This window comes from Campylobacter sp. CN_NE2, assembly GCF_027797465.1.
Lineage (GTDB): Bacteria > Campylobacterota > Campylobacteria > Campylobacterales > Campylobacteraceae > Campylobacter_B.
The window spans coordinates 1,380,634-1,406,113 of sequence record NZ_CP115608.1 but is presented as its reverse complement, the minus strand read 5'-3'; the positions used below and the strand labels follow the sequence as shown (position 1 = coordinate 1,406,113).

20 protein-coding genes are annotated in these 25,480 nt (G+C 36.9%); 2 read left to right on the top strand and 18 right to left on the bottom strand.

Going from position 1 to position 25,480, the window contains the following annotated elements:
* Positions 1-3: 3 nt before the first annotated feature.
* From upp to gltX, 4 genes are all read right to left on the bottom strand, one after another.
* A complete protein-coding gene (gene upp / locus PF028_RS07080; protein ID WP_270860499.1) occupies positions 4-633 on the bottom strand; it encodes a uracil phosphoribosyltransferase in 630 nt (209 codons plus the stop codon).
* Positions 630-2,066 (bottom strand): nicotinate phosphoribosyltransferase, encoded by a 1,437-nt coding sequence (locus tag PF028_RS07075; RefSeq protein WP_270860498.1) that lies wholly within the window; start codon positions 2,064-2,066, stop codon positions 630-632. Before PF028_RS07075 ends, upp begins: the two co-directional genes overlap by 4 nt.
* Positions 2,067-2,180: 114 nt before the next feature.
* Complete coding sequence (locus PF028_RS07070; protein ID WP_270860497.1) at positions 2,181-3,434, bottom strand: malic enzyme-like NAD(P)-binding protein; 1,254 nt, start codon at positions 3,432-3,434, stop codon at positions 2,181-2,183.
* Between the two features lie 171 nt (positions 3,435-3,605).
* Positions 3,606-4,988 carry a glutamate--tRNA ligase gene (gltX, locus tag PF028_RS07065; protein ID WP_270860496.1) on the bottom strand — a complete coding sequence of 461 codons (1,383 nt, stop codon included), beginning with the start codon at positions 4,986-4,988 and terminating at the stop codon, positions 3,606-3,608.
* A gap of 79 nt (positions 4,989-5,067) precedes the next feature.
* Here gltX and PF028_RS07060 point away from each other — a divergent pair, with 79 nt between their 5' ends.
* Positions 5,068-5,898, top strand: a complete 831-nt coding sequence (locus tag PF028_RS07060; RefSeq protein ID WP_270860495.1) for a peptidylprolyl isomerase — start codon at positions 5,068-5,070, stop codon at positions 5,896-5,898.
* Positions 5,899-6,157: 259 nt separating this feature from the next.
* The gene (gene creD / locus PF028_RS07055; protein ID WP_270860494.1) at positions 6,158-7,537 is read left to right on the top strand and encodes a cell envelope integrity protein CreD; all 1,380 of its coding nucleotides are present in this window, start codon (positions 6,158-6,160) and stop codon (positions 7,535-7,537) included.
* Between the two features lie 147 nt (positions 7,538-7,684).
* Here the strand turns inward: creD and PF028_RS07050 are convergent, their stop codons facing one another.
* The 14 genes from PF028_RS07050 to PF028_RS06985 form a co-directional block, all read right to left on the bottom strand.
* Positions 7,685-8,293 carry a DUF2238 domain-containing protein gene (locus PF028_RS07050; protein ID WP_270860493.1) on the bottom strand — a complete coding sequence of 203 codons (609 nt, stop codon included), beginning with the start codon at positions 8,291-8,293 and terminating at the stop codon, positions 7,685-7,687.
* A gap of 57 nt (positions 8,294-8,350) precedes the next feature.
* Positions 8,351-9,688 (bottom strand): acetyl-CoA carboxylase biotin carboxylase subunit, encoded by a 1,338-nt coding sequence (locus PF028_RS07045; RefSeq protein WP_270860492.1) that lies wholly within the window; start codon positions 9,686-9,688, stop codon positions 8,351-8,353.
* Positions 9,685-10,134 (bottom strand): acetyl-CoA carboxylase biotin carboxyl carrier protein, encoded by a 450-nt coding sequence (gene accB, locus PF028_RS07040; RefSeq protein WP_270860491.1) that lies wholly within the window; start codon positions 10,132-10,134, stop codon positions 9,685-9,687. Before accB ends, PF028_RS07045 begins: the two co-directional genes overlap by 4 nt.
* 249 nt (positions 10,135-10,383) lie before the next feature.
* The gene (locus tag PF028_RS07035; protein ID WP_270860490.1) at positions 10,384-11,238 is read right to left on the bottom strand and encodes a universal stress protein; all 855 of its coding nucleotides are present in this window, start codon (positions 11,236-11,238) and stop codon (positions 10,384-10,386) included.
* 11 nt (positions 11,239-11,249) lie between these two features.
* The gene (locus PF028_RS07030; RefSeq protein WP_270860489.1) at positions 11,250-13,388 is read right to left on the bottom strand and encodes a polyribonucleotide nucleotidyltransferase; all 2,139 of its coding nucleotides are present in this window, start codon (positions 13,386-13,388) and stop codon (positions 11,250-11,252) included.
* Positions 13,372-14,091 (bottom strand): phosphoribosyltransferase family protein, encoded by a 720-nt coding sequence (locus tag PF028_RS07025; protein ID WP_270860488.1) that lies wholly within the window; start codon positions 14,089-14,091, stop codon positions 13,372-13,374. Before PF028_RS07025 ends, PF028_RS07030 begins: the two co-directional genes overlap by 17 nt.
* The gene (locus tag PF028_RS07020) at positions 14,091-16,451 is read right to left on the bottom strand and encodes an LPS-assembly protein LptD (RefSeq protein ID WP_443101036.1); all 2,361 of its coding nucleotides are present in this window, start codon (positions 16,449-16,451) and stop codon (positions 14,091-14,093) included. Before PF028_RS07020 ends, PF028_RS07025 begins: the two co-directional genes overlap by 1 nt.
* Entirely contained in the window at positions 16,333-16,761 is a 429-nt protein-coding gene (locus PF028_RS07015; protein ID WP_270860487.1) for an RDD family protein, read from the bottom strand. The genes PF028_RS07020 and PF028_RS07015 overlap by 119 nt, the downstream gene beginning before the upstream one ends.
* Positions 16,754-18,007 carry a phosphoribosylamine--glycine ligase gene (purD, locus tag PF028_RS07010; RefSeq protein ID WP_270860486.1) on the bottom strand — a complete coding sequence of 418 codons (1,254 nt, stop codon included), beginning with the start codon at positions 18,005-18,007 and terminating at the stop codon, positions 16,754-16,756. The genes PF028_RS07015 and purD overlap by 8 nt, the downstream gene beginning before the upstream one ends.
* 238 nt (positions 18,008-18,245) lie before the next feature.
* Entirely contained in the window at positions 18,246-18,896 is a 651-nt protein-coding gene (locus tag PF028_RS07005; protein ID WP_270860485.1) for a uroporphyrinogen-III synthase, read from the bottom strand.
* On the bottom strand, positions 18,875-20,263 hold the full coding sequence (argH, locus tag PF028_RS07000; RefSeq protein WP_270860484.1) for an argininosuccinate lyase: 1,389 nt from the start codon (positions 20,261-20,263) through the stop codon (positions 18,875-18,877). Before argH ends, PF028_RS07005 begins: the two co-directional genes overlap by 22 nt.
* A complete protein-coding gene (locus tag PF028_RS06995; protein ID WP_270860483.1) occupies positions 20,260-21,606 on the bottom strand; it encodes a CAP domain-containing protein in 1,347 nt (448 codons plus the stop codon). The genes argH and PF028_RS06995 overlap by 4 nt, the downstream gene beginning before the upstream one ends.
* Positions 21,581-23,155 carry a phosphoenolpyruvate carboxykinase (ATP) gene (pckA, locus tag PF028_RS06990; RefSeq protein ID WP_270860733.1) on the bottom strand — a complete coding sequence of 525 codons (1,575 nt, stop codon included), beginning with the start codon at positions 23,153-23,155 and terminating at the stop codon, positions 21,581-21,583. The genes PF028_RS06995 and pckA overlap by 26 nt, the downstream gene beginning before the upstream one ends.
* Positions 23,156-23,347: 192 nt before the next feature.
* Positions 23,348-25,198, bottom strand: coding sequence for a biotin/lipoyl-containing protein (locus PF028_RS06985; RefSeq protein WP_270860482.1), 1,851 nt, complete (start codon positions 25,196-25,198; stop codon positions 23,348-23,350).
* Positions 25,199-25,480: the final 282 nt, after the last annotated feature.

The following is a 25,480-nucleotide window of genomic DNA, read 5'->3' as shown; positions in this document are numbered from 1 at the left end:
TTATTAATTTATTGTATTAAAAACTCTATCTCCTGCATCCCCAAGTCCGGGAACAATGTATCCGTTTTCATTTAATTTTTCATCGATTGCAGCCGTATAAACAGGAACATCAGGGTAGATTTCGCTAAATTTTTTCAATCCCTCTGGTGCAGAGATAATCGAAATAAATTTGATATTTTTAACCCCTTTTTCTTTTAAAAATTTAACCGCATCGATCGCCGTTCCGCCTGTGGCAAACATAGGATCGATGATAATCGCGGTGCGATTTTTGTAATCTTTTGGCAATTTTGCGTAAAAAAACTCTGCTTGAAGTGTTTTTTCGTTGCGTTGAAAGCCCAAAAACCCGACACTCGCATCAGGAATTAGCTTGAAAATCGCATCAAGCATACCAAGAGCAGCTCGTAAAATCGGACAAATCATAATCTTTTCATCAAGCTTTTTTGCGTTCATTTTTGCAACGGGCGTTGTGATTTCTACGCTTTTAAGCTTTAAGTCATTACTGGCTTCAAATAGCATTAAATAGCTAATTTCATCGATTAGCATACGAAATTGAAACGGATCGGTTTTTTTATCCCGTAAAATAGATAATTTATGCTCTATAAGCGGGTGCGAGATGAGTTTTACATTTTTCATTGTATTCCTTTCCTATGCTCGTTTATTAAATTTTCTCTGAGTTCATAAAGTTTTTTAGAGAGATCGACTTTGTAAGTTTGTGGGTGAATATTTCTTAAAAATTCGTCCCAAATGCTCTCTTTTTCGGACTTTGCAAATTCGGCGATTTCATTAACACTATAAATTTTCCCTACAAATTCGCCGTTTATAAACAGCGGTTCAAGCAGTTTTTTAGCGTAAAAATTTGAAATTCGTTTTCGTTTATAAGTATAAAGCGGGTGAAAAATTTCAAGTTCCCTACTCTCGTCGATAATCTCATCATCAAGCGTGATAAGATCGGCAAGTGCTTTATTTGTCGCTTTATCATAAAGTCTAAAAACTTGCTTATAAGCAGGATTATTTATTTTGCGTGGATCGTTTGAAATTTTAATTTTTGGAATTTCTTTACCATTTTTGATAATCGCACTTAGTTTATAAACACCGCCAAGACTAGGGCAATCGCTAGAAGTTATGAGCTTTGTGCCAATCCCCCAGCTATCGACTTTTGCACCAAGAAGTCTTAGTTGATCGATTTTATATTCGTCTAAATCGCTTGAAGCCGTGATTTTAGCGTCAGTAAAACCAGCATTATCTAGCATTTTTCGTGCTTGTTTAGTAAGATACTCAATATCGCCCGAATCAATGCGAATTCCAAGCGGTTTGTAGCCATTTGCTGCTAACTCTTTGAAAACCTTTATCGCATTTGGAACGCCACTATTAAGCGTATCATAAGTATCGACAAGCAAAAGAGTGTTATTTGGGTAAATTTTTGCATACGCCCTAAAAGCTTCGATTTCGCTATCAAAACTTTGAATCCACGAGTGAGAGTGCGTTCCAAGCGCCGTGATACCAAATTTTTTAGCCGCTACTACATTTGAAGTTCCAACGCAACCTCCAACCACAGCAGCCTTTGCGCCGTAAATTCCGGCACTTTTATCTTGCGCTCTTCTTAAACCAAATTCCATTATCGGCGCGTTCCCTGCACTTCGCACCATGCGTGAGCTTTTTGTAGCGATTAGAGTTTGAAAATTTATGGTATTTAAAATGGCAGCTTCCATGAGCTGAGCTTCCATGATATTTGCTTTTACTCTTATTAACGGTTCGTGTGCAAAAACAACGCTTCCTTCACGCATAGCGTAAATTTCGCCGTTAAATTTGAAATCTTTTAGATAAGCCAAAAATCTTTCGTCAAAAATTTTCAAACTTCTTAAATATGAGATTTCTTCATCGCTAAATTTTAAATTCTTAACATATTCGACTACTTCATTTATACCACAAAGTATCGCATAACCACCGCCACACGGAGCTTTTCTAAAAAAAACATCAAAAACAGCAACTTCATCTTTTTTCTCAAAAAAATAGCCCTGCATCATAGTAAGCTGGTAAAAATCGGTAAGTAAAGCAAAATTTTGCATAACGCCTCGTTTGTAAAAAAGTCCGTTAATTATAGTTAAATTTGTTTAATAAAATACTAAATTTTAGGAGTTTTTCCGAATTTACCATAGCAAATTCGGAAAAAAAATATACATTTATTTTAAAAGCGTTTTTAAACTCTCTTTATATGCTTTTTTATCAAAATTTTTCACTAATGCCACGCCGTCATCTACCGCAGCTTGCGCAACAGCAGGAGCTACTTCTGTAAGCACTCTTGGATCAAAAGGTTTTGGTATGATGTAGTCTTTGCCAAATTTCAGCTCACTCACGCCATAAGCCTTTAAAACCTCATCAGGAACTTCTTTCATAGCTAGTTCTGCTAAGGCATTTGCTGCTGCGACCTTCATATTTTCGGTGATTTTAGTCGCTTTTACATCAAGTGCGCCACGGAAAATAAAAGGAAATCCAAGGACATTATTTACTTGATTTGGAAAATCTGTTCTGCCTGTTCCCATAATAACATCGTCTCTTACGGCTTTTACTTCATCAGGATAAATTTCAGGCACAGGATTTGCTAATGCAAAAATTATAGGATTGTTTGGAGCCATTGTTTTTACCATTTCGCCTGTTAAAACGCCCGGTTTTGAAAGACCCAAAAACATATTTGCGCCTTTCATCGCATCTGCTAGGGTTCTATCTTGTGTATCGATAGCAAATTCCTCTTTTTCAGGTGTTAAATTTGGTCTTCCTTTGTAAATCACGCCCTTGCTATCGAGCATTACGATATTTTTGACGCCTAGATTTCTATACATTTTCGCGCACGCTATCCCAGCAGCACCAGCACCGCTTACTACGATTTTAAGGTTTTCTGGTTTATCGCCTGTGATTTTTAGGACATTTATTAGACCTGCTGTCGTGATGATAGCCGTGCCGTGTTGGTCATCGTGCATAACTGGGATATTTACGCTTTCTTGGAGTTTTTTCTCGATATAAAAGCATTTTGGTGCGCCGATGTCTTCAAGATTTATACCGCCAAAAGTAGGTGCCAATGCTTTGCAAATTTCGACGATTTTATCAGGATCTTTTTCATCAAGTTCAATATCAAACGCATCAACTCCTGCAAATTTTTTAAACAAAACTGACTTGCCTTCCATTACCGGTTTTCCAGCTACCGCACCGATGTCGCCAAGCCCAAGCACTGCCGTTCCGTCTGTGATAACTGCTACAAGATTGCCTTTATTTGTGTATTTGTAGGCTAGTTCGTTGTCTTTTTCTATCTCTTTGCAAGGCTCAGCCACGCCCGGAGTATAAGCCAAACCCAAATCTTCCGCGCTAACGCAAGGTTTTGTTACTCTAATCTCAATTTTACCGTTTTCATGGTATTTCAAAGCTTTTTCTTTCAAATCCATTTTATGCTCCTTAAAATTAAATTAAAAACTAATTTTGGAATTATACACCATTTAAGATAAGGTAAAAATAAAATTCTTCTGAATTTATAGCATTTAAGTAGGAATTTAAAAAAATTTTATAAATTTAAGCCGAATTTTAAAAATAAATTTCAAAATTCGGCAAATTTAAATTTATTGTTTTGCATAGGCTAAAAGTTTTGAAATTCGCTCTTTTACGCACTCGCTTCCTAAAATTTCAATAACTTCAAAAATGCTTGGACTCACACTTGTGCCAGTAATCGCAACTCGCACAGCTTGGGCTAAATCTTTTAGCTTTGCGCCTTTGCTTTCAAGGAATTTCATAGTGGCTTCTTCGTAATCAATTGCAACCAAATTTGGCTCTAAAATCTCGCTAAATTCAGCTAAAATTTGCAAAGAGTTTTCATTTATAAATTTATTATATGCCTTTTCGTCGTAGCTTTGCGGGGAATTTAAAAGAGAATTTATGGAATTTGCCATTTCTAGCAAAGTTTTGCTTCGCTCTCTGTATTGATCTATCAAAAGTTCCTTTTTAGCGTGGTTTTTCACATTTACGCCAAGATCATTTAGCTCGTCCAAAATTCTTTGCAAATTCGCTGTTTTTATATAGTGAGCGTTTAACCACTCTAATTTTGTTTGGTTAAATGTGCTTGAAGATTTGCTTAGATGATTTGGATCAAAAAGCCTTTTCATATCATTTATGCTAAAAATTTCATCGTCCCCATGACTCCAACCAAGTCGCACCAAAAAATTTAACAACGCTTCGCTTAGATAGCCCATGCGTTTGTATTCCATAACATCGGTTGCGCCGTGCCTTTTTGATAGTTTTGCGCCGTCGCTTCCGTTTATCATCGCAACATGATAAAATTTTGGAATTTTAAATCCCAAAGCTTCATATAAAATAATCTGTTTTGGCGTATTTGAGAGATGATCGTCCCCGCGAATAATATCCGTTACGCCCATAAGCGCATCATCAATCACAACGGTAAAGTTATAAGTCGGCGTCCCGTCGCTTCTAGCGATAATAAAATCATCTAGTATATCATTTGCGTTAAAGCTAACTTTTCCTTTTACGCCGTCTTCAAATTCGATAACACCGCTAGTCGGGGCTTTTATGCGAATAACAGGCTCGATTCCGCTTGGCGGCGTTCCTGTAAAATCTCTGTAACGCCCGTCATATTTTGGGCGTTCTTTTCTGGCTTCTTGTTCGGCTCTTAAAGCGTCAAGCTCTTCTTTGCTCATATAGCACTTATATGCTTTTCCGCTTTCAAGCAGTTTTGCAACATACTCTTTGTATAAATCAAATCTTGAACTTTGATAAACAATCTCGCCGTCGTATTCTAACCCGCACCAGTTAAATGCCTGAACTATGGCTTCTGCGGCCTCTTTTGAGTTTCGTTTTAAGTCGGTATCTTCAATGCGAAGTAAAAATTTACCCCCATTGGCTCTTGCATAAAGATAGTTATAAAGCGCAGTTCTTAGTCCGCCGATATGTAAATAGCCTGTCGGGCTTGGCGCAAAACGAGTTACAATCATAGAATTTCCTTAAATTTACTAAATAATGTTATAATTCAAGCTTTAATTATAAGTAAAAAAATATAAATAAAGGTTGAAAATGACAAAAAAATTTTTATTAATTTTAGCGTTTGCTTTTGTAAGCGCAAATGCAGAAGTTGTAAATAGCGTTATCGCCGTTGTCGAAAACGAGCCGATTACAAATTATGAATTAGCCCAAGTTAAAAAAGAACGAAGAGTAAGCGACGCTGAGGCGTTAGAAATTTTGATAAATTCAAAAGTAAAAACAGCTGAAATCAAAAAACGCGGTATCATGGTAAATTCTTATGAAATCGACCAACGAATCGCAGCTATTGCGGCACAAAACAATATGAGCGTAGAAGCATTACACGCAGCCGCCGCAAAAGACGGCATAAGCAAAGCCAAATTTAGAGAAGATGTAAAAAAATCTTTGCAAGAAGAGAAGCTTTACGGCGCATTTGAAAACGAAATTCGAAAAAGCGTAACACCTGAAAATGTTAGACAATTTTACAACCAAAATTTATCGCTATTTACGACATTTGATAGCGTTACGCTTACAAGATTTATCGCAAAAAGTGCCGATAGATTAAATGCTGTGCTAAAAAATCCAAACGCTAGACCAAGTGGCGTTCATGTCCAAAAAGGAACGCTTAAAAATTCGCAAATGGACGAAGGTTTGCGCTATATCATCACAAATGTTGCTCAGGGCGAGTTTTCGCCGGTGATTCCTACTGCAAACGGATATGAAACATTTTATGTAAATTCGAAATCCGGCGTGCAAACTGCTGACTTTGAAAGTGTGCAAGAAAAAGCGATCGAAGCCTATGTGCTTTCAAAACGCCAACAAATGCTAAAAGAATTTAACGAACGACTTCGCTCAAACGCAAATGTTCGCATTATAAATCGATAAATTTAGATTTTAATTTACTCAAATTTGCCGAAAAAATTCGGCAAATTTATCTTTTTTTTAAAAAAATTCATAAATTTTGATAAATTTATTTTTCGAAATCTCTATTTTTTTCAAATTTTTTTATATATTTTTTATTTTCACAAAAGCCCATAAATTCGGCATCTATCTCGTTGGAACAAAAAAAACGATTTTAACCCGAGTATTTACTTTTTAAAAATATAATTTCGCTTTCATTTCAAAATTCACACAAAGGAAATTTATGCCAAATATAAACAAAAATGCCTTTTGGATTAAGCCTGTGGTAATTTTCATTTTGCTTTTGCTAATGCTAATTCCGCTTGGTTTTATCAAATCTATTCTTTATGATCGCCAAGCCGTAAAAAGCGAAGCCGAAAGCTCTATCATGCGTCCCGTTGGTGGCACACTCGAAATCGGTGGAATTTTGCTTTCGCTTCCTGTTAAACAATTCGTTAGCACCCAAAATAGCGACGGTCGCTTTACTACGCAAAGCATAACAAAGCAAATTTTGCTAACACCGAAAGATTATAAAATTTCAACCGAACTTGACCCACAATACCTAAAACGAGGCATTTTTAGCGTTCCGATTTTTAATGGCGAAATTGCGTTAGAAGCCAAATTTGAACCGATTGATTTCGAGCATTTGGGCGTCAAAGAGGGCGATATTTTATTTGACGAAGCCGTGATGATTTTGGGTATCGGAAATAAAAAAACTTTCACAGCTTTTCCAAAACTAGTTGCAAATTCAGATGCAAATGCCACCAAAAGCGAACTCGTTCAGTCTTTTGCAGCACCTGAGTATTCACCTTTTAGTCAAAGCATTTTTTATAAACTGCCTTATGATATGGCAAGGTCAAATTTCACAATTTCTGCTTCGCTTTTCGTGCAAGGCGGAGCTAAAATCAGCTTTACGCCACTTGCTACAAACAACACTTTTGCACTAAAATCTACATGGGCATCTCCGTCATTTAGCGGTGGCTGGTTGCCAAAAACACGCCAAATAAACAAAGACGGATTTAACGCCGTTTGGGAAGTTTCAGGTCTTAGCACAAATTTTGCTCCCGCTTGGATAGTAAAGCCAAACGAACGCTCACATTACGAAATGATAGATGTAAATTTCATCAGCCCAATCAACAACTATTCGCTCGTGAAGCGTTGCGTAACTTACGCGCTTTTATTTTTAGTCGTGCCGTTTTTGGCGATTTTCTTGTGCGAAATTTGGGCTAAAACGCGAATTCACCCGGTTCAATACTTCCTAATCGGCGCAGCAGATGTGCTTTTTTATCTGCTTATTTTATCGATTTCAGAGCATTTGGCATTTTTCGCTGCTTACGCGTTAGCGGGAATTGCAGTAACTTTGACGGTATTTTTATACGCAAGTTCGATTTTTAAATCCAAAAAACACGGCGCATTTATCGCAATCGTTCATTTGATTTCATATATTACGCTTTATGGAATTTTGCAATCCGAAGACTACGCACTGCTACTTGGAAGCATTTTGATGTTTGCAGTGTTAGCGATATTAATGTTTGTTACGCGCAAAATCGACTGGTATAAAAATGCTTTTTCAAACGAAGTTGAAGAGTTTTTTACAGATAAAATAGACGGGGAAGATCGGTAAAAGTATAAATTTAAAACCTTAATAAAGGCAAAGCCGCCGGTAAAATACGCAAATTTAAAAGCGAGAAGCTTTTAAATTTGCAATCTTTTAGGCTTTGCAAGAAATTGCAAATTTTATCAAAATTCGAAAAGCAAAACCATACTAAACTTAGCGAATTTGCTTATCAGGGCGAATAAAAATATATAAAATCAGCGAAAAAATTGCTCCTAGCGTATCACAAAGCATATCTTTTTGAGCGTCCCAAATATCACCTTGTGAACCTAAAAACTCAATTCCTGCGTTTCCGCCTTTAATAACAGCATAAAGCCACTCGATAATCTCATAAGCTCCTGCAACGCTCATCATAAAAAATAGCCCAAACCAAAGTGCCGTGCCAAAAGTGCATTTGTGCTTTCGCAGTAGCCACTCGCTCATCGCAAAAGCGTAAAATCCAATGGAAAAATGCGCCAAACGATCAAAGTGGTTGCGCTCTTCGCCAAAAATAGGCGTTAAAAACTCATTTCCCCATTCAAACGGAACGGCTGCAAATGTATATTTTGCGCCGATTGTATGCAAAAGTAGCCAAACGCTCATCAAAATATAAGCCGTGTTGCTAAATTTAAATTTTTTATATGTAAAAACAAGAGCCAAAAATACGATAAAAAGCGGCAAACTTTCAGCATACCAAACTGCTCTATCATTTGGCGAAATTCCAGCCCACAGCGACATTATGATAAAAACATTAGCCAAAATCAAAGGCACGGCGTGGTTTTGCATTGAGTAAAATCCTTAAAAGCAAATTTAGAGCTAAATTTGCTCTAAATTTGCCAAATTTCAGTGTTTTGCTAGATAATTTGTATCAAATTCGTTATTGATAAAATCAGGATTATTCATCATCGCTAGATGAAAATCACGCGTTGATTTTATGCCTTGAATCATTAGTTGTGAAAGCGCCACTTTCATCTTTGCTATGGCTTTGTTGCGGTCTTTGTCATGCACGATTAGTTTGCCTATCATGCTATCATAATACGGCGGAACACTGTAACCTTCATAAACATGGCTATCCATGCGAACACTTCTGCCACCGGGTGCGACATATTTTGTGATTTTGCCCGGATTTGGCGTAAAACTTTTTGGATCTTCTGCTGTGATACGGCACTCGATAGCGTGTCCGCTTAAATTTATCTCACTTTGTTTTGGCAGTTTTTCACCTTGCGCCACTCTTATCATAAGCTCGATTAAATCAACACCGCTTCGCATTTCGCTAACTGTGTGTTCAACCTGCAAGCGAGTATTCATCTCGATAAAATAGAATTTTTTGTCACTGCTATCATATAAAAATTCAAATGTCCCTGCGCTAAAATATCCGATAGCTTTTGCCGCTTTTACAGCTGTTTCATGGAGTTTTTTGCGAGTTTCATCATCTAAGATTACAGCCGGGCTTTCTTCGATGAGTTTTTGATGACGGCGTTGCATAGAGCAGTCTCTCTCGCCGATATGAAGAACATTTCCGTGCTCATCGCCTATAACTTGAACTTCGATATGGCGTGGATTTGTAATGTATTTTTCCATATACATTGTCCCGTCACCAAATGCGCTCACTGCTTCGCTCTCAGCCGACCAAAAAAGTTTTTCTAAATCTTCTTCTTTTTGCACCACGCGCATACCGCGACCACCGCCACCGGCAGCAGCCTTGATGATAACAGGATAACCGATTTTCTCGGCTAATTTTCTAGCTTCTTCGACATCGGCGATTGCGCCGTCAGATCCCGGAACAACAGGAATTCCGGCTCTCATCATAACTTGTTTTGCTTTTGATTTATCGCTCATTAAAGTCATAGCTTCAACGCTTGGTCCTATAAATTTAATGCCGTGTTTTTCGCAAATTTCGATAAAATTTTGATTTTCGCTTAAAAAGCCGTATCCCGGGAAAATAGCGTCTGCCTCTGTTAGCTCACAAGCTGTGATAATCGCAGGTATATTTAAATAGCTATCACTTGACCTAGGTCCGCCTATGCAAATGGAAGCGTCTGCGTATTTGACATAAAGGGCGTCTTGATCGGCTGTCGAATGCACGACAATGGCTTGTTTGCCCATTTCTTGGATAGTTCTAAGCGCTCTAAGAGCTATTTCGCCACGATTTGCTATAAGAATTCTTTTGATTTCTTTCATAGTTTTTCAACCTCAAATAACGCCATAGCGTATTCTACCGGCTGTCCGTCTTCGACAAGGGCTTTTTTGATACGACAATCAAACTCGGCTTCAATCTCGTTCATAATTTTCATAGCTTCAATAATACCGATAGTCTCGCCCTTATGCACGACTTGACCGACACTTACAAACGCATTTGCACCCGGACTTGGGGCTTTATAAAAAGTTCCTACCATAGGGCTATCGATTGTATCTGTGGTGGCTTTCGAGCTTGATTTTTCATTTACAACCACATTTACGCTTGGAGCTGCTTGTGGAGCAACAGGTATTTGCGGTGCCAAATTTTCGCCGTCTGCTCCGTATTTTTTAATCTCTATTTCAAAATCTTTGTCTTTGATTTTTAGCTTATTTATACTTTTTTGTTCGTCAAAAAAGCTCATAAGTTCTTTAATATCGTCTTTATTCATTAAGTTTCTCCTAAAAATATTGTAATTAATAATATTAGCTAAAATTTTATAATTATTTGATTAAATTTGGTTGATTTATTCTTTTGGCGTAGTGTTAAAATTTAAAAAATTCAACTTAAATTTGATTATTTATGCCGACGATTTCGTGTGTTTTGAAGCAAATTTTGAGTGAGATAAGGCTTGTTTGCCTATCGAACAAAAAATTTGCGAAATCACACGAAAGCTAGGCTCGTCTGGCTTTCCAAACAATTACATAAATACTGGAATTTTGGTATTTTTTAGGAAATATTTTGATGCTCCGCCTAAGAAAATCTCTTTTATCCCGTTATCTGCGTGCATTCCTGCTACGATTAGATCGTATTCGCCTTTGCTTGAATGTTCTACTAGCATTTGACCGGGTACTTTCCCTTCGGTATCTAAACACTCAAATTCGACATTTTCTATGCCGTGCAAACTCAAATAGTTTCGAATTCTACCCACTGTTTCTTCTTCGCTATCTGCTAAATAATGTCTAGCGATAACACAATGCACGACTTTTGCTTTTTTAAGCAAAAAAATCGAATTTGTAAGTGCCCTTGCGCTAGCTGCCGTTCCGGATAAGCTAAGTAAAATTTTATCAGCTTTAAATTGATTCATTACACGCGGTATTACTATACAACTTTTTCCGCTTTTGACAACGGCTGCTTCAAAAGTCCCCGTAATGCTGCCTGTCGGTGGGACAGAAGCGATAACCAAATCGCAATAGCGAGAGTGCTTCTCAACTAGCTCAGATCTAACTCCGGTTAAACATTTAAGCCTAGCACTATTTGGAATACCTACTTCATCATTTATATCTAATCCGACACTTTCGCACTCTTCTTTAAAAATTTGATTTAAATTTTCTCTTTCCTTTTCTAGCTCATCATTTGCAGATTTTAAAAATTCGTCCATTAAAACGCCGCCTTTTAGCGTCATTCTGACATTATAAATCGTTCTTGGATCTAACTGGGCTGCCATAATAGTTAAGTGTGTCCCAAAAAATTTATTCACAAGCAAAGCTCCACGAATTCGCTCTCTAAGCTCTTCTCCGCCACCGATTGGGAAAAATAATTTTTTTAACTCCATTTTCATTCTCCTTATGAATTTTCGCTAACTAATTCAAGTGAAATTTTGCTTCCTTTTTGCTCTGCCACTTTTACTTTGACACTATCGCCTTCGTTTAGTTTTGTTTTGATTTTTGAGATATGAAGCAAACCATCTACGCCGTCTCTAAGTGAGATAAATGCACCAAATTCCATTACTTTTTGCACCACGCCATCAAATTCTTCGCCGATTTCAAATTTAATATCTTTTTTGAAATCTTTTCTTGGAGCACCTTTTTTGAAATCTCGTCCGCCACCTTTGACAATAGAAAGAATTTGCTCTTTTGCGCCATCGACACCAGATTTTTTAACGCCGTGAATTTTAACTTCGCCTTTTTCTCTATCTAAATCAATGCTAACGCCGAATTTTTCGGTAATTTCTTTTATAGTTTTACCGCCTTGACCGATAATATCGACGATTTTGCTTGGATCTACGCTAAAAATTTCAAGCTTTGGTAAAATATCTTCATTTATGCAAATTTTTTCATTTGCAATTTCCATTAAATTTAAGATATGCTCTCTGCCTTCTTTTGCTTGATTTAGGGCTTCGCTTAGCACTTCAAGGCTAATTCCGCCAAGCTTTATATCCATTTGAAGTGCAGTGATTCCGTCCTTGCTACCTGCAACCTTAAAATCCATATCTCCGTCGTGGTCTTCTAGTCCCATGATGTCTGTTAAGACCGCGTGTTTATCATCTTCAAAAACTAAGCCCATAGCAACTCCTGCAACTAGTTTTTGTGTCGAAATTCCTGCTGCTCTCATAGATAAAGAACCGCCGCAAACACTCGCCATTGAGCTAGAACCATTGCTCTCTAAAATTTCGCTAACTACGCGAATCGCCCACGGCGAATTTACCGCTACACTTGGGAAAAGCGCTCTTTTGGCTAAATTTCCATGTCCTAGCTCTCTACGACCAGGACTCTTTAAAGGACTTGCTTCGCCGACAGAAAATCCCGGAAAATTGTAATTAAACATAAATTTTTCAGTAATTGCCGAGTTTTCCGTTAAACTATCGCTAAGTTGGGCATCGCTATCGCCGCCAAGCGTAGTAACAACTAACGCCTGAGTTTGACCGCGCGTAAAAAGACAGCTACCGTGAGCGTTTGGAAGCAAATTTGTTTCTATGTCGATTGGGCGAACTTCATTTAATGCTCTTCCGTCAGCTCTACGGCGTTCATTTATGATTTGGCTTCTAATGATTTTGCGTTTATACTTGCCGATGACATTTGAGATAACGCTCTCTTCCCACTCATTTTTAACTGCTTCATCATCAGTTATGATTTTTTTAACGATTTTATCAAGCTCGGTTGCTCGCTCACTTTTTGCCATTTGGTTTATAGCAAATTTGACATCGTCTTTATAGAATTTATCGATATATTCGGCGATTGCTTCATTTTCGATTTCAGGTTTATACTCTAAATTTGCTTCATTTTTTTTGTGTGGCATAAAAACTTCTTCATAAGCCAAAGAGCCTTTTAAAATCGCCTGTCCTGCAAAATCAATGGCTTTTACCATATCATCTTCATTTACTTCGTTCATATTTTGATTTTCGCCGTTTAGTTGTGGCAAAGATCTCATCTCTATCATCAAAAGCTCATCGCCGACACCCGCGACATAAAGATCAAGCGAACTTTGTTTAAGCTGCGAATTTGTAGGATTTATGATAAGTTCGCCGTTGATCTTACCTACTCTAACACCGCAAACAGGGGCTTTCATAGGTATATCGCTTAGATAAAGTGCTGCGCTTGCGGCATTTAGACTTACAACTTGTAAATCAACTTCGGGATCGGCTGAAAGCACAAAAACCACGATTTGCGTAGGATAAGCATAGCCTTTTGGGAAAAGCGGTCTTAAAGAGCGGTCTATTATACGGCTTGTTAGCGTTTCAAAATCTCCGGGCTTAGTCTCCCTTTTTATATAACCACCAGGAATTCTACCTGCTGCGTATTGTTTTTCGATATACTGCACGGTTAGCGGTAAAAAATCTTCTTCAACCTGCCTTTCTTCTCTTGCGACTGTAGCTAAAACAACTGTGTTTTTCACTCTTAAAAGTGCAGCTCCTGCTGCTTGTTTGGCGACTTTGTTAATATCAAAAATCTCTAAATTGTTATTCACATCAACTAAGCACTGCATTTGTTTCTTCTCCTTCTAATACTTCTTTATGTAAAGGTAAATAATACGGACTTTCTTCTAAAATTTGCATTATAATATCAACTTTTGGCTCAATTTTTTCTTTGTAATAAAAATCAACCGAAACAAAATCGGCAATATTATGAACACAAAAAAGCTCATCAACCAAAACGCCCAAATTCTTAGCAACGCTGTTTGGTATTAAAGGCGTTGCGTAAATTATCGTTTTCGCGTTTAAATTTGTAAGCGATTTTATACACGCAAGTGCCGTCATACCGCTTTCGCAACCTTCATCTATCAAAATGACATTGCGATTTTCAAAATCTTGCAAAAGTTCGCCTTTGCGGTATTTATAAACACTTTTTAGAATTTTTTCTTCATATTTTCTATTACTTTGTCCGTAAATATAGTCTAAATTTATGCCAAAAGATTTAACTAATTCGTCCATTATAACGATCTCTTGCGTTTCGCTAACACAAGCAATGGCACATTCAGGGTTATTTGGCGCAAAAATTTGTTCGCTAAATAAAATTTCATAACCGATTTTTAATTTTCTAGCTATCTCATCTACCAAAATAACGGAATCTAGCGACGAACAGATAATAATATAATTATCTTTTTTAAAATCACTTACAGGCAAAATTTCTATTAGTTTTTCGGCTGCTTGAATTTGATTTTCAAACATTAAATTTTCTCTTGGAATCATCAGTTTTGCTCCGTATAATCGTGATTTATAGAAAAGTCATAGCCAACACCACCAAAAGGATAGAAATTTACAAAGAAATAAAATCCTTGTTCTTTGCTCGCTTTTTCATAATTTTGCTTGTTTGTATTTTTTGGCTCAATATCTTCTTGATACACAAATGAGAAATTCCAGCATTTTCGGTTATGCGTAACGCCGACTCGCCACATTTTAGTATAATCTCTTTGCAAATCATAATCAACCCTGCCAAAAAGTTTGTAATAATTTGGCAAATTTAGTGCTAAATTTGCTATGAAATAGTTGTCTTTTGTATATCTATCTCTATCTTCGCTAAATTTTCTATACTCATAAGAGTGCGTCAAAGATCCGCTAAAATAGTCATTTGAATAACCTGCATAGCTTCTAATTCGATCAAAGCTATGGTATTTATGCGAATATAAAAATCTATTTCCAAGTCTAAGACCATTTTTAAAATAAAAATCAATGCTATGATCTAACTCGCCAAATTCATCTTCGTCAAAATCATATCTTTGTTTTATCATGTGGCGAATAAATTTACGCCCATTTCCATCATAAAAATACTGCGTAAAACGCCCTGCAAGGCTATCGTGCGTATAATCATCGCTAAGTTCGTTTATGAAATTATCTTCATAATAAAGCGAACTTTTTACATTATTTAAGGCAGATTTATTTATTTTTGAATTTTCCTTATCATAATCGTAGCGGTAGTATTTAAACAATCTATCATCGATATCGCCCTTTTGATACCAAGGGATAAGCAAATCAAGCCCAAATGAAACGGTGTGGAAAAAATTCTCATAAGATTTTGCTAAATCGCTTTGAAGAGAAATTAAATGATAATTATTTATATATGCAGTTGAATTATCCGTGCTAAATTCGCCATTTGCGTAGTTATACTTTTTATCCCAATCAATATACGAAAAATAGAGATTTTCGCCGATAATCAAATTTAAATACTCATCAAATAAAGGCATAGAAAAACTCACAGGAATATTTAACTCATAATGTCTTGCTTCTACGCCGTCATCTCTAATGTAGTTGTGTGCCTTGGTATCGACAGAATAAAGCAAATTTGGCAAGGCAAAATTATCAACGAATTTATGATAATGCAAAGTAGGAATTTCTTGAACCGTATCGTTATTTTTAAACAAATTCTCGCTATTTAGCTTCGCAGTATCTAAATAATATCTCGCGTAAAGCCCAAAATAGTGATTATCTGTCGTTAGATAATAATTTAGTCTTGAAGTTACAAGCGAATTTGCACTATCGTCGTCAATCCCGCCTTTGCTAACTAAATCATAATACTCCAAATCATTAAGCTTGGTAAAATCAAGCCATAAATTTTCTTTGAAATCGCCGTCGATTAGGTGTTTTACGAGCCTACTTCTATCGTATTGTATCTCGAATCCATGGTGTTGCTTATTTGCAAGTTCAAGTCTTTTTTGATGCTTTGATTTGTTTTCAAACATACCACCCCGAATTTCGCCATAAGAGTAAGGCGAATCGGCAAATCTAAATGTGCCATAAACTCCAACTCCCCTACGAGAACGAATTTGCGGATCGATTTGAAAATCCCAGCTCTCATACGGAGCAAAATAAATCGGCTGTTTATAATACGCACCCTCGCTTCCGATATAGCCAATCTCAGGCGGTAAAAGCCCAGTTCTGCGTGTTTTATCGGTCGGAAAGCCAAAATACGGCAGATACAAAACAGGATAATCGCTAACATAAAAAACAGGATTAAAAATATGCAAAAATTTGCTTTCTTTATTCATTTTTGCACTACTAAATTTAATCTTCCAGTCAGGATCGCTGACATTACAGCTAGAAACCGCGCCGCCTTTTATGCGATAATATTCGCTATCAACGCAGGTTTTATCATTTTGCATCCAAATTTCGCCGTCTTTATCCATGATAAAATTTGCATCGGCTTCTTGCAAATCGTTTTTAAAATCAAGTTTGACATAGTTTGCCCGCGAAGCCTCATTTAACCCACGCATAGAATTTACATTGCCAAAAAGCTCGGCAACTTCGTCTTTTTGATCATACACGGCGCGATCTGCGGTTACGAAATAATCTTGCGAATATATTATTACATTTCCGGTTGCTGTTATTATGTCTCCGTTTTTTACTACATCATCGGCGATAAGCTCGACATTTTGGACTTTTGCATTAAGTAAATTTAGGCAAAATAGCAAAATAACGGATAAAAATTTAAATATTTTAATCAACTTGCACCACCAAAGTTGTCGCAAATTTATCGTGCCAAGTTTGCTTAAATTCGCTAAAAAATGCCCACACAAAGCCCAAATAAAAGGCAAATTCGCTAATAATCCTAACAACGGCTCTCATTAGAGATTCATAAAAATTTGGCACAAGAGCGTCTTGGTTTATGCAACGAATTTTGCAAACAAATTTACCCAAAGTCGCTCCGTAAAAATAGACAAAAAGCGTGTGGTAAAGCACTTTTATGATATAGTATTGCACTATAAAATTCATCATTATATCTTGAAGTTGCTCTTGATTTGCGGCTTTTGAAAATTCGCCCATGTAAATAAGAAAAAATAAAATCGCCAAAACCATTTCATCGATACCACAAGAAAGTATCCTGCGTCCGTTTGTGGCTAGGCTTAATTTTCCGTTTTCAGCCATTTTTTAACGCCTGATACGCTATATCTTTGCGATACTGTGCGCCGTCAAATTTGATATTTTCACAAAGTCTGTAAGCCGTGTCTCTTGCTTCTTTTATGCTTTTTGCAGTTGCTACGCTTACTAAAACTCTGCCCCCGTTTGCTATGATTTTTCCGTTTTCGCTACCTACACCGGCATAGCAAATGTGCGAATTTGGCTCAATTTCGCTTACACTTATCAAAGCAGGTTCGCTAGAAGAAAAAGGATAATTTTTACTAGCCATTACAACACCCACGGCAAATTCGTCTTTTAGTTTTATGCTTTGAAGTTTGCCTATTGCGGCATTATAAAGAATTTCACTCAAACTTCCATCAATCAACGGCATTAAAACTTCGCATTCAGGGTCGCCAAAACGGACATTGTATTCAAGCACAAAAGGCTCGTTTTTAACTATCATAAGTCCTACAAAAAGCACTCCACAAAAAGGATTTCCATCTTCCTTCATGCCTTTTAGAGTTGGTGCTACGATTTCATTTTCCACTTTTTTTATTAGCTCAGGCGTTGCCAACGGACTTGGAGCATAAGCGCCCATTCCGCCTGTATTTGGACCCATATCATTATCTAATAGTCTTTTGTGATCTTGTGCAACAGGAAGCGAGACAAAATTTTCGCCGTCGCAAATGGCAAAAAAGCTAAGTTCAAATCCGTCTAAAAATTCTTCCACAACCACCGTTTTACCGGCATTTCCAAAGCTTTCACCGCTTAGCATACTTTTTACAGCACTCTTGGCTTCATCTTTGCTTTTTGCGATGATTACGCCTTTTCCGGCACAAAGTCCGTCGGCTTTAACAACGATTGTTTCGCCCAAATTATCGATAAATTCGCAAATTTCATTAAAATCGCTTGAACTTAAAAATCTAGCAGTTTTTATATTTTTTCGCTTTAAAAAATCTTTCATAAAGGCCTTACTGCCCTCGAGCCTTGCAGCATTTTTACTCGGTCCAAAAACGGCTAAATTATGAGATTTAAAAACATCGACAATGCCCTTTGTAAGCGGATCTTCTGGACCTACGATAGTTAGATTTATATCTCTTTTGATTGCAAACTGAGCCAAATCTTCAAAGTCGCTTAAATTCACATTTTTGCCGAGTTTTTCGGTCGCTCCGTTACCGGGAGCAAAGTATAAATTTAAAACATTAGAATCTTCTTTTAGTTTTAATCCGATGGCGTATTCTCTACCGCCGTTGCCGATAATAAGTATATTCAAAGCAAATTCTCCAAAAAATAAAAAACCCAAGTGAGCGTTGCGTAGAAAGAATCGGCCCAAAACAAGCCAAATCTTGCGAGTAGGAAAGGTCTTCTAGGTCGCAACTCGTAAGCTTAGAGCCTCAAACCGAGCCGCGTCACACGGACTTTTTCACATCGTCGCTATCACAATTATGTTGGACCCTCATAAAAACGCTGTCGCATCACTCAGGCGTTAGATAATTATATTAAAAAAATACTTAAACTATTAGTAAAGCAAGATTTATTGCCGAATTTATCGACTGAATTTCGCAAATTTTAGGTTCGCAAAAATCTTTTAAAATTTGTGCCGTTGTATTTCCGATACTAACTGCCTTGTAGCTTTCGTCCCAACCGAAATTTCGCACGAAAGAGCGAACATTTTTTGGGGAAGTAAAGATTAAAACCGAGTTTTTTGGCGGTTTGGCTGAATTTGGCAAATTTAATTCTACATTTTCATAGGCTGCAATAACGCTTAAATTTACGCCGTTTTGAAGCAAATATTTATCCAAATTTGAAACGGTTTCTTTGGCTTTTAAATACAAAATTTTTCCTTTTAAAAACGGCAAAATTTCACGCGCAAATTCGCTTCCGTGCGAGTTTTTGGCTAAATATATATTTTTAAATCCAAATTTTTTAGCTTCTTTATGGGAAGCTTCGCCGATAGCGTAAATTTGTGTGTTTAAATTTAAGCTAATTTGGTTAAATTCCAAAGCTTTTATCGCATTTTTCGAAGTTATAACAATACTATCAAATTCGCCCAAGTTTGCAAATTCAAAAAATTTGATTTCGCAAACTTGCAAATGTGCTATGCGTTCATCGCTACAAGGCGTATTTGAGATAAGATAGATTAGGCTTTGCTTTTTAGCCATTTCTCTATCTCTTTGATTTGTGTTTTCACACTTGCATTTGCCGTGCCGCCAAGCGAAGTTCTAGCTTCTTTTGAGTTGGCTAAATTTAGCACTTCTATGGCACTTTCATCGAAATCTGCGTAAATTTTTCTAAGCTCTTTTAGGCTGATTTCGCTTAAATCAATGCCAAGTTTTTCAGCCCTTGCCACGCACTTTCCTGTGATAAAATGAGCCTGTCTAAACGGCACATTTCTTTCTCTCACCAAAAAATCAGCTAAATCAGTCGCACTTAAATGCCCTGTTTTAGTTGCTTTTAGCATATTTTCTTCGTTAAATTTGGTTGTTTTTAACATTTCATTTAAAATAATAAGCGAATTTTTAGCTTGTTCTACACTATCAAAAACGCCTTCTTTGTCTTCTTGCATATCCTTGTTATACGCCAAAGGTAGGGCTTTCATCGTGGTTAGCAGTGCCATTAAATTTCCATAAACTCTGCCCGTTTTGCCTCTAATTAGCTCTGCGACATCTGGGTTTTTCTTTTGCGGCATTATGCTTGAACCTGTGCTAAATTTATCGCTTATCGTAATAAATCCAAATTCTTGCGAACTCCACAAAATAAGCTCTTCGCAAAGCCTTGAAGTGTGCGTAAAAATAACGCTTATGTTAAATAAAATTTCTAACGCAAAATCTCTATCACTAACGCCGTCCATAGAATTTGACAAAGGCGCTTTAAAGCCCATAAGCTCGGCAGTTTGGTTGCGATTTATATTATGTGGCGTTCCTGCAAGTGCTGCGCTTCCCAAAGGAGAGAAATTATTTCGCTCATAACTTGAAATAAGGCGATCAAAATCCCTTTTAAACATAAACGCATACGCCATTAAATGTTGTGCTAGGCTTACCGGTTGAGCGTGTTGTAAGTGCGTGTAACCGGGCATTAGCGTGTTTAAATTTGCTTTTGCGATTTCATTAAAAGATGTGATTAAATTTAGCAAAAGTTTTGAAATTTCCAAATTTGAGCGAAGCACAAATCGCCTAAAATCGGTTGCAACCTGATCATTTCTACTTCGTGCTGTGTGAAGTTTTCCACTAAATTCAGCTCCGATTATCTCGCCAAGGCGTTTTTCAACCGCCATGTGAATATCTTCATCGCTGATTTTTATCTCAAATTTGCCGTTTTCAAACTCTTTTAAAATTTGCTCTAAACCTTTTATGATTTTTTTGCTATCATTTTTTGTTATAATCCCGCACTCACCAAGCATCGTAGCATGGGCAATCGAGCCTGTAATATCCTCAAAATATAAATTTTTATCAAATTCAATCGAAGCGTTAAATTTTTCTAAAAGTTCGCTACTAGCTTCGCTAAATCTGCCTTCCCACATTTTTTTCATCGTCGTTTCCTTGCTAAAAAATAAAATATAATTATAGCTAAAATTATACCGCCCACAGCGTAGATGAGCGGATCTTGCTTGTAATTTTTTGATTTTTCTTTTAAAAACACATTGATAACTTTGCCGTCATTTGTCGTAATTTTTAGTTTCGAACCTTTTGCGCCACTAAGTTTAACTCGCAAAGTATTTGCATGTGGATTTGAAATTTCAGGTTTATTCATAAATGAAGAACTTGCCTTATATGAACTTAGCAAGTCATTGCAATCTTTTGGTGCGATAAAAATATCATAATAAATATCGGGCATAACGCCCAAATTATCGCCATCTTTGGCTACAAAATAGTTGTTTTTTGGTGTGGAAGTTTTAAATTTCCACGCATGAGTTTTATTTTCTCCATCTTGCGTGTAGCTAAATTTGGCTTCGTATTCCGCGTCAAATTCAAAAATGCTTTTACTAAAAAGCACAAACTGGCGGTCGTTTAAAATGCCGTTTGGATCGCTTTTTTTATCCAAAATTTTTGTATCTGTGATTTCTACGCCGTTTTTGTAAATTTTAAAACTTTGCATTTTAACGGGCTTAGCAAATTTATTAAATTCGATACTTATCGGATTTGCCGTGATTTTGCACTCCGGAATAGGATCTGGAATTTCATTGCTAAAAAAAGCTTGTTGGGGTTCCGAATTTGGAAAATAAACAAACGGCGTGGAATTTAATCTATTTGCCATTTCAAATTTATCGGATTTCATTTTTAGCGTTTTATCCTTGCACATACCAAGTATAAATCTGCCGTTGCCTTCGTCGTTTTTGTTTGCGCTACAAAATCGTTCAAGCGATGAATTTCCCATTTCAAAGGCGTAACTGGCGTCTTTTTCGTTTTTAAAGTAGGCAATGCCGACCTCATCGATTTCAAAATCCAAAAATGCAAAGCGATGATAAATCGCACTCATAAGCCCGTCAATTGCACTTTGCAAATCATCGGCATTAAAAGATATATTTTCTCTAACGCTTGAATTATACCCTACAAACTCAGCTCTTTTGCTTGGATTTTCTCCTGTAAAACCGGTTTTTCCTTGAATTTCATCGTGCGACATAACTGAATTTGCAACAACATATTTTGCGTGATTAAGCGCGGCAAGATCTAAAATTTGATTTTGTTTTAGCTGGTTAAGTCCTGATTTTATGCGAAGATTATTTAGATAATTAAGCGGTTCATCATAAACTAAAAAACCGCTTTTTGATTCAAGCGGTTCTTTAAGATTATCTGGGGCTTTTTCGCAAGAAATAAGCAAAAAAGCAGCGCCCAAAAGCAAAAAAAATCTAAGCTTTCGGACCCGCTTTTGCAAATTCTATTCCTTCTTTGACATCTTCGTAGCGTTTGAAATTTTCTACAAACATTTTCGCAAGTTTTTCACGAGTTTTTGCGTATTCATCAGCATTTTCCCAAGTGTTAGCCGGATTTAGAAGTTTTGTCTCAACGCCTGCTAACTCTTTTGGAACAGCTAAATTAAATTTTTCAAAATTTTCAAATTCGCATTTTGTGATACTTCCATCAAGGATTGCATTTATACAAGCACGAGTTGCCTTTATGCTCATGCGTTTGCCAACACCATAAGCTCCGCCACTCCAACCTGTATTTACTAAATATACATTTACGCCGTGTTTGTCGATTTTCTCGCCTAAAAGTTTTGCATAAACGGTTGGGTGAAGCGGCATAAACGGCTCACCAAAGCAAGCACTAAAAGTCGCCACAGGCTCGGTAATACCGCGTTCAGTTCCTGCGACTTTGGCAGTATATCCGCTTAGGAAATAATACATCGCTTGTTCTTTTGTAAGCTTCGCAACAGGCGGTAAAACGCCAAAAGCGTCAGCGCTTAGGAAAATGATATTTTTTGGGTGTCCTGCTTTTAGACTTTTTTGATGATTTTCAATGTGTTCTATCGGATAGCTAACGCGTGTATTTTCGGTTTTATATGAATCAGCATAATTTACAACCCCGTGTTCGTCATAAACGACATTTTCTAAAAGTGCATTTCTTTTGATAGCAGCGTAAATTTCAGGCTCACTAGCAGGGTCTAAATTTATACATTTTGCGTAGCAACCGCCTTCAAAATTAAACACGCCTTCATCGTCCCAGCCATGCTCGTCATCGCCGATTAACGCTCTGTTTGGATCTGTCGAAAGTGTTGTTTTTCCGGTTCCTGAAAGCCCAAAAAATAGTGCAGTATCGCCGTTCTTGCCGACATTTGCTGAGCAGTGCATTGACATTTTGCCTTGAAGCGGAAGCCAATAATTCATCATAGAAAAAATTCCTTTTTTCATCTCTCCGCCATACCATGTTCCACCGATAACCGCAACATTTTCTTCGACATTAAAAATAACAAAAACTTCTGAGTTCAATCCGTCTTTTTCATAATTTTCATTTTCACATTTACAAGCGTTATAAACGACGAAATCCGGGTGAAAATTTGATAACTCATCAGAGCTTGGGCGGATAAACATATTTTTTACAAAGTGCGCTTGCCACGCTACTTCTGTTACGAAACGAACGCTTTTTCGGCTCTCTAAGCTAGATCCACAAAATGCGTCTTGGATATAGATATTTTTATTTGAAAGTTGCGTTTTTGCTTTTTTTAGAAGTTTTTCAAAAAGTTCTTTTGTGATAGGTTGATTGATTTTTCCCCAAGCTATGTATTTTTGGCTAGGGTCTTGTTTGACGAAATATTTATCTTTTGGGCTTCGTCCGGTAAAAATTCCGGTATCAACCATAAAGGTTCCGTTTGAGCTAACCTTGCCCTCATCATTTCGCACCTCATGCTCAAAAAGTTCGTCATAACTTAGGTTATAATAAACTTCCTTCACGCCTTCCAAGCCTAACTTGTCCAAGTCGTTAATCATCGTAATTTCCTTTAAATTTGCTAAGAGATTGAATTTCGTCAAAAAATTCAGACAAAATTCAAAAAATCCACTTATGATTATAGCTAAAAAATGCTTTTTTTAACTTTATAGATAAGAATTATTATTAAATTTACGATGCAGAAAAGTAAAAATTTGGAGAAATTAAAAAATTCCCCCAAATTTATGATTTTATTGAAGTCTAGCCAAAACCTGTCCGCTATCTACGGTTTCGCCTTGTTTGACTAAAATTTCAGCTATCACGCCGTCTCGTGGGCTTTCTATGTTGATTTCCATTTTCATGGCTTCTAGTATTACCACGGTTTGCCCTGCTTTTACATGTTCGCCCTCTTTTACGACGATTTTAAAGACATTGCTTGGCAGTGTTGCTTCGATTTCATTTCCATTACCGCTAGAAACGGCTTTTGGTGCTTCACTTTGGGCTTGTGCTTTTGGTGCTTCTACTTTTTTGATTTGTGGATAATTATTTTCACCTACGCCAACAGCCACTTCGTATTTGTTACCATTTACGCTTACTTCATCGCCGTTTAGCGCGACTTCGTATTTATTTCCATTTACTAAGACGCTATATTTTCTAGTGCCTTTTTTAGGCGTATTAGCTGTTTTTGGCATATCTGAGTTTTTGCGAACCATAACCTTGCCTTCGCCTTTTAAGAAAGCAATTCCTTTTTCTTTACAAGCAAGAGCGATGAAAATATTTTCTTCATTTGCTTCAATACCTTCTTTTTCAAGCTCGGCTTTTGCATAGGCGATAGATTTTTTCTCATCTTTATCGGCTATATCAATCGCATTTTGCGTTGTCGGTTCTAGTTTTAGTTGCTCACTAGCCATTTTTACAATCTCAGGATCTGGCGCAACAGGAGTTTTACCAAAATATCCTAGCACCATTTTGCCATATCCGTCTGCGATTTTTTTCCAGTCGCCAAACATTACATTATTAAATGCTTGTTGGAAGTAAAATTGACTTACAGGTGTTACACTCGTGCCGTATCCGCCTTTTTCAACTACCACACGCATAGCCTTGATAACGGCGTTAAATTTATCCAAAATATTATTATCTCTCATCATTTGCGTATTTGCCGTTAGCGCACCACCCGGCATAGGCGAAAATGGTATCAACGGGCTTACTTGCGTAGCTTCCGGTGGCATAAAATAATCTTTCAAGCAATCATAAAGTGTCTCTTCGTAAATTAAAACTTTTTCAATATCAAGTCCGCCAAGATCGTAGTTTTTGCCTTTTACTGCATGAAGCATAGTTAAAATATCAGGTTGGCTCGTTCCGCCACTTACAGGGTGAGCTGCAAGGTCGATTCCGCTAACTCCTGCTTCAAGTGCTGCTAAATAACAAGCCACGCTAACGCCGGCTGTTTCGTGTGTGTGAAGTCTTATGTGCATATCTTCGCCAAGCAATCTTCTAGCCATTTTTATGGTTTGATATACTTTTTCAGGGCTACTTGTGCCGCTTGCGTCTTTAAAACAAAGGCTATCAAAAGGAATTCCGCTATCTAAAATTTGACGCAAAGTTTTTTCATAAAATGCCGTATCGTGGGCGCCTTCGCATTTTGGCGGAAGATCCATCATAGTAATTACGATTTCGTGTTTTGCGCCGTGAGCCTTGATTCTCTCGCCACTATAACGCAAATTTTCAACATCATTTAGCGCATCGAAGTTTCTAATGGTAGTCGTGCCGTGTTTTTTGAAAAGTTTTGCGTGAAGATCGACGATTTCGCGACTTCCTGTATCAAGAGTAACGGTATTTACGCCCCTTGATAAAGTTTGCAAATTTGCGCTTTCACCGACGATTTCTCTAAATTTATCCATCATATCAAAAGCGTCTTCATTTAGATAAAAATATAAACTTTGAAATCTAGCTCCGCCGCCAAATTCGAAGTGATTAATTCCTGCTTCTTTTGCGGCAGCCACCGCGGGCAGGAAATCCTGCATAAGCACTCTTGCACCAAAAACAGACTGAAACCCGTCACGGAAAGTCGTATCCATGACATCGATAAATTTTTTTGCCATTACAAGCACCTTTTTTGAAATTTTTTAGCAATCTTAAAATTTTAATGTTTCAAAATTATTTTTGGCTTAAAAAATTTAATTTTCAGCAAAAATTTATTTGCGATTTTTTACAAAAATTGATATTAATTTTTAAAAATACTGCTTTGCAAATTTAGCAAAAAGTCGCTATATTGGATAAATTTTAACAATATAAATTTATAAATTTAAATGCTAAATTTGCTAAATTTATACAAAATTTGTCTAAAAATAACTTTTTAAATTTGTAACAAGTTGTAACAATTT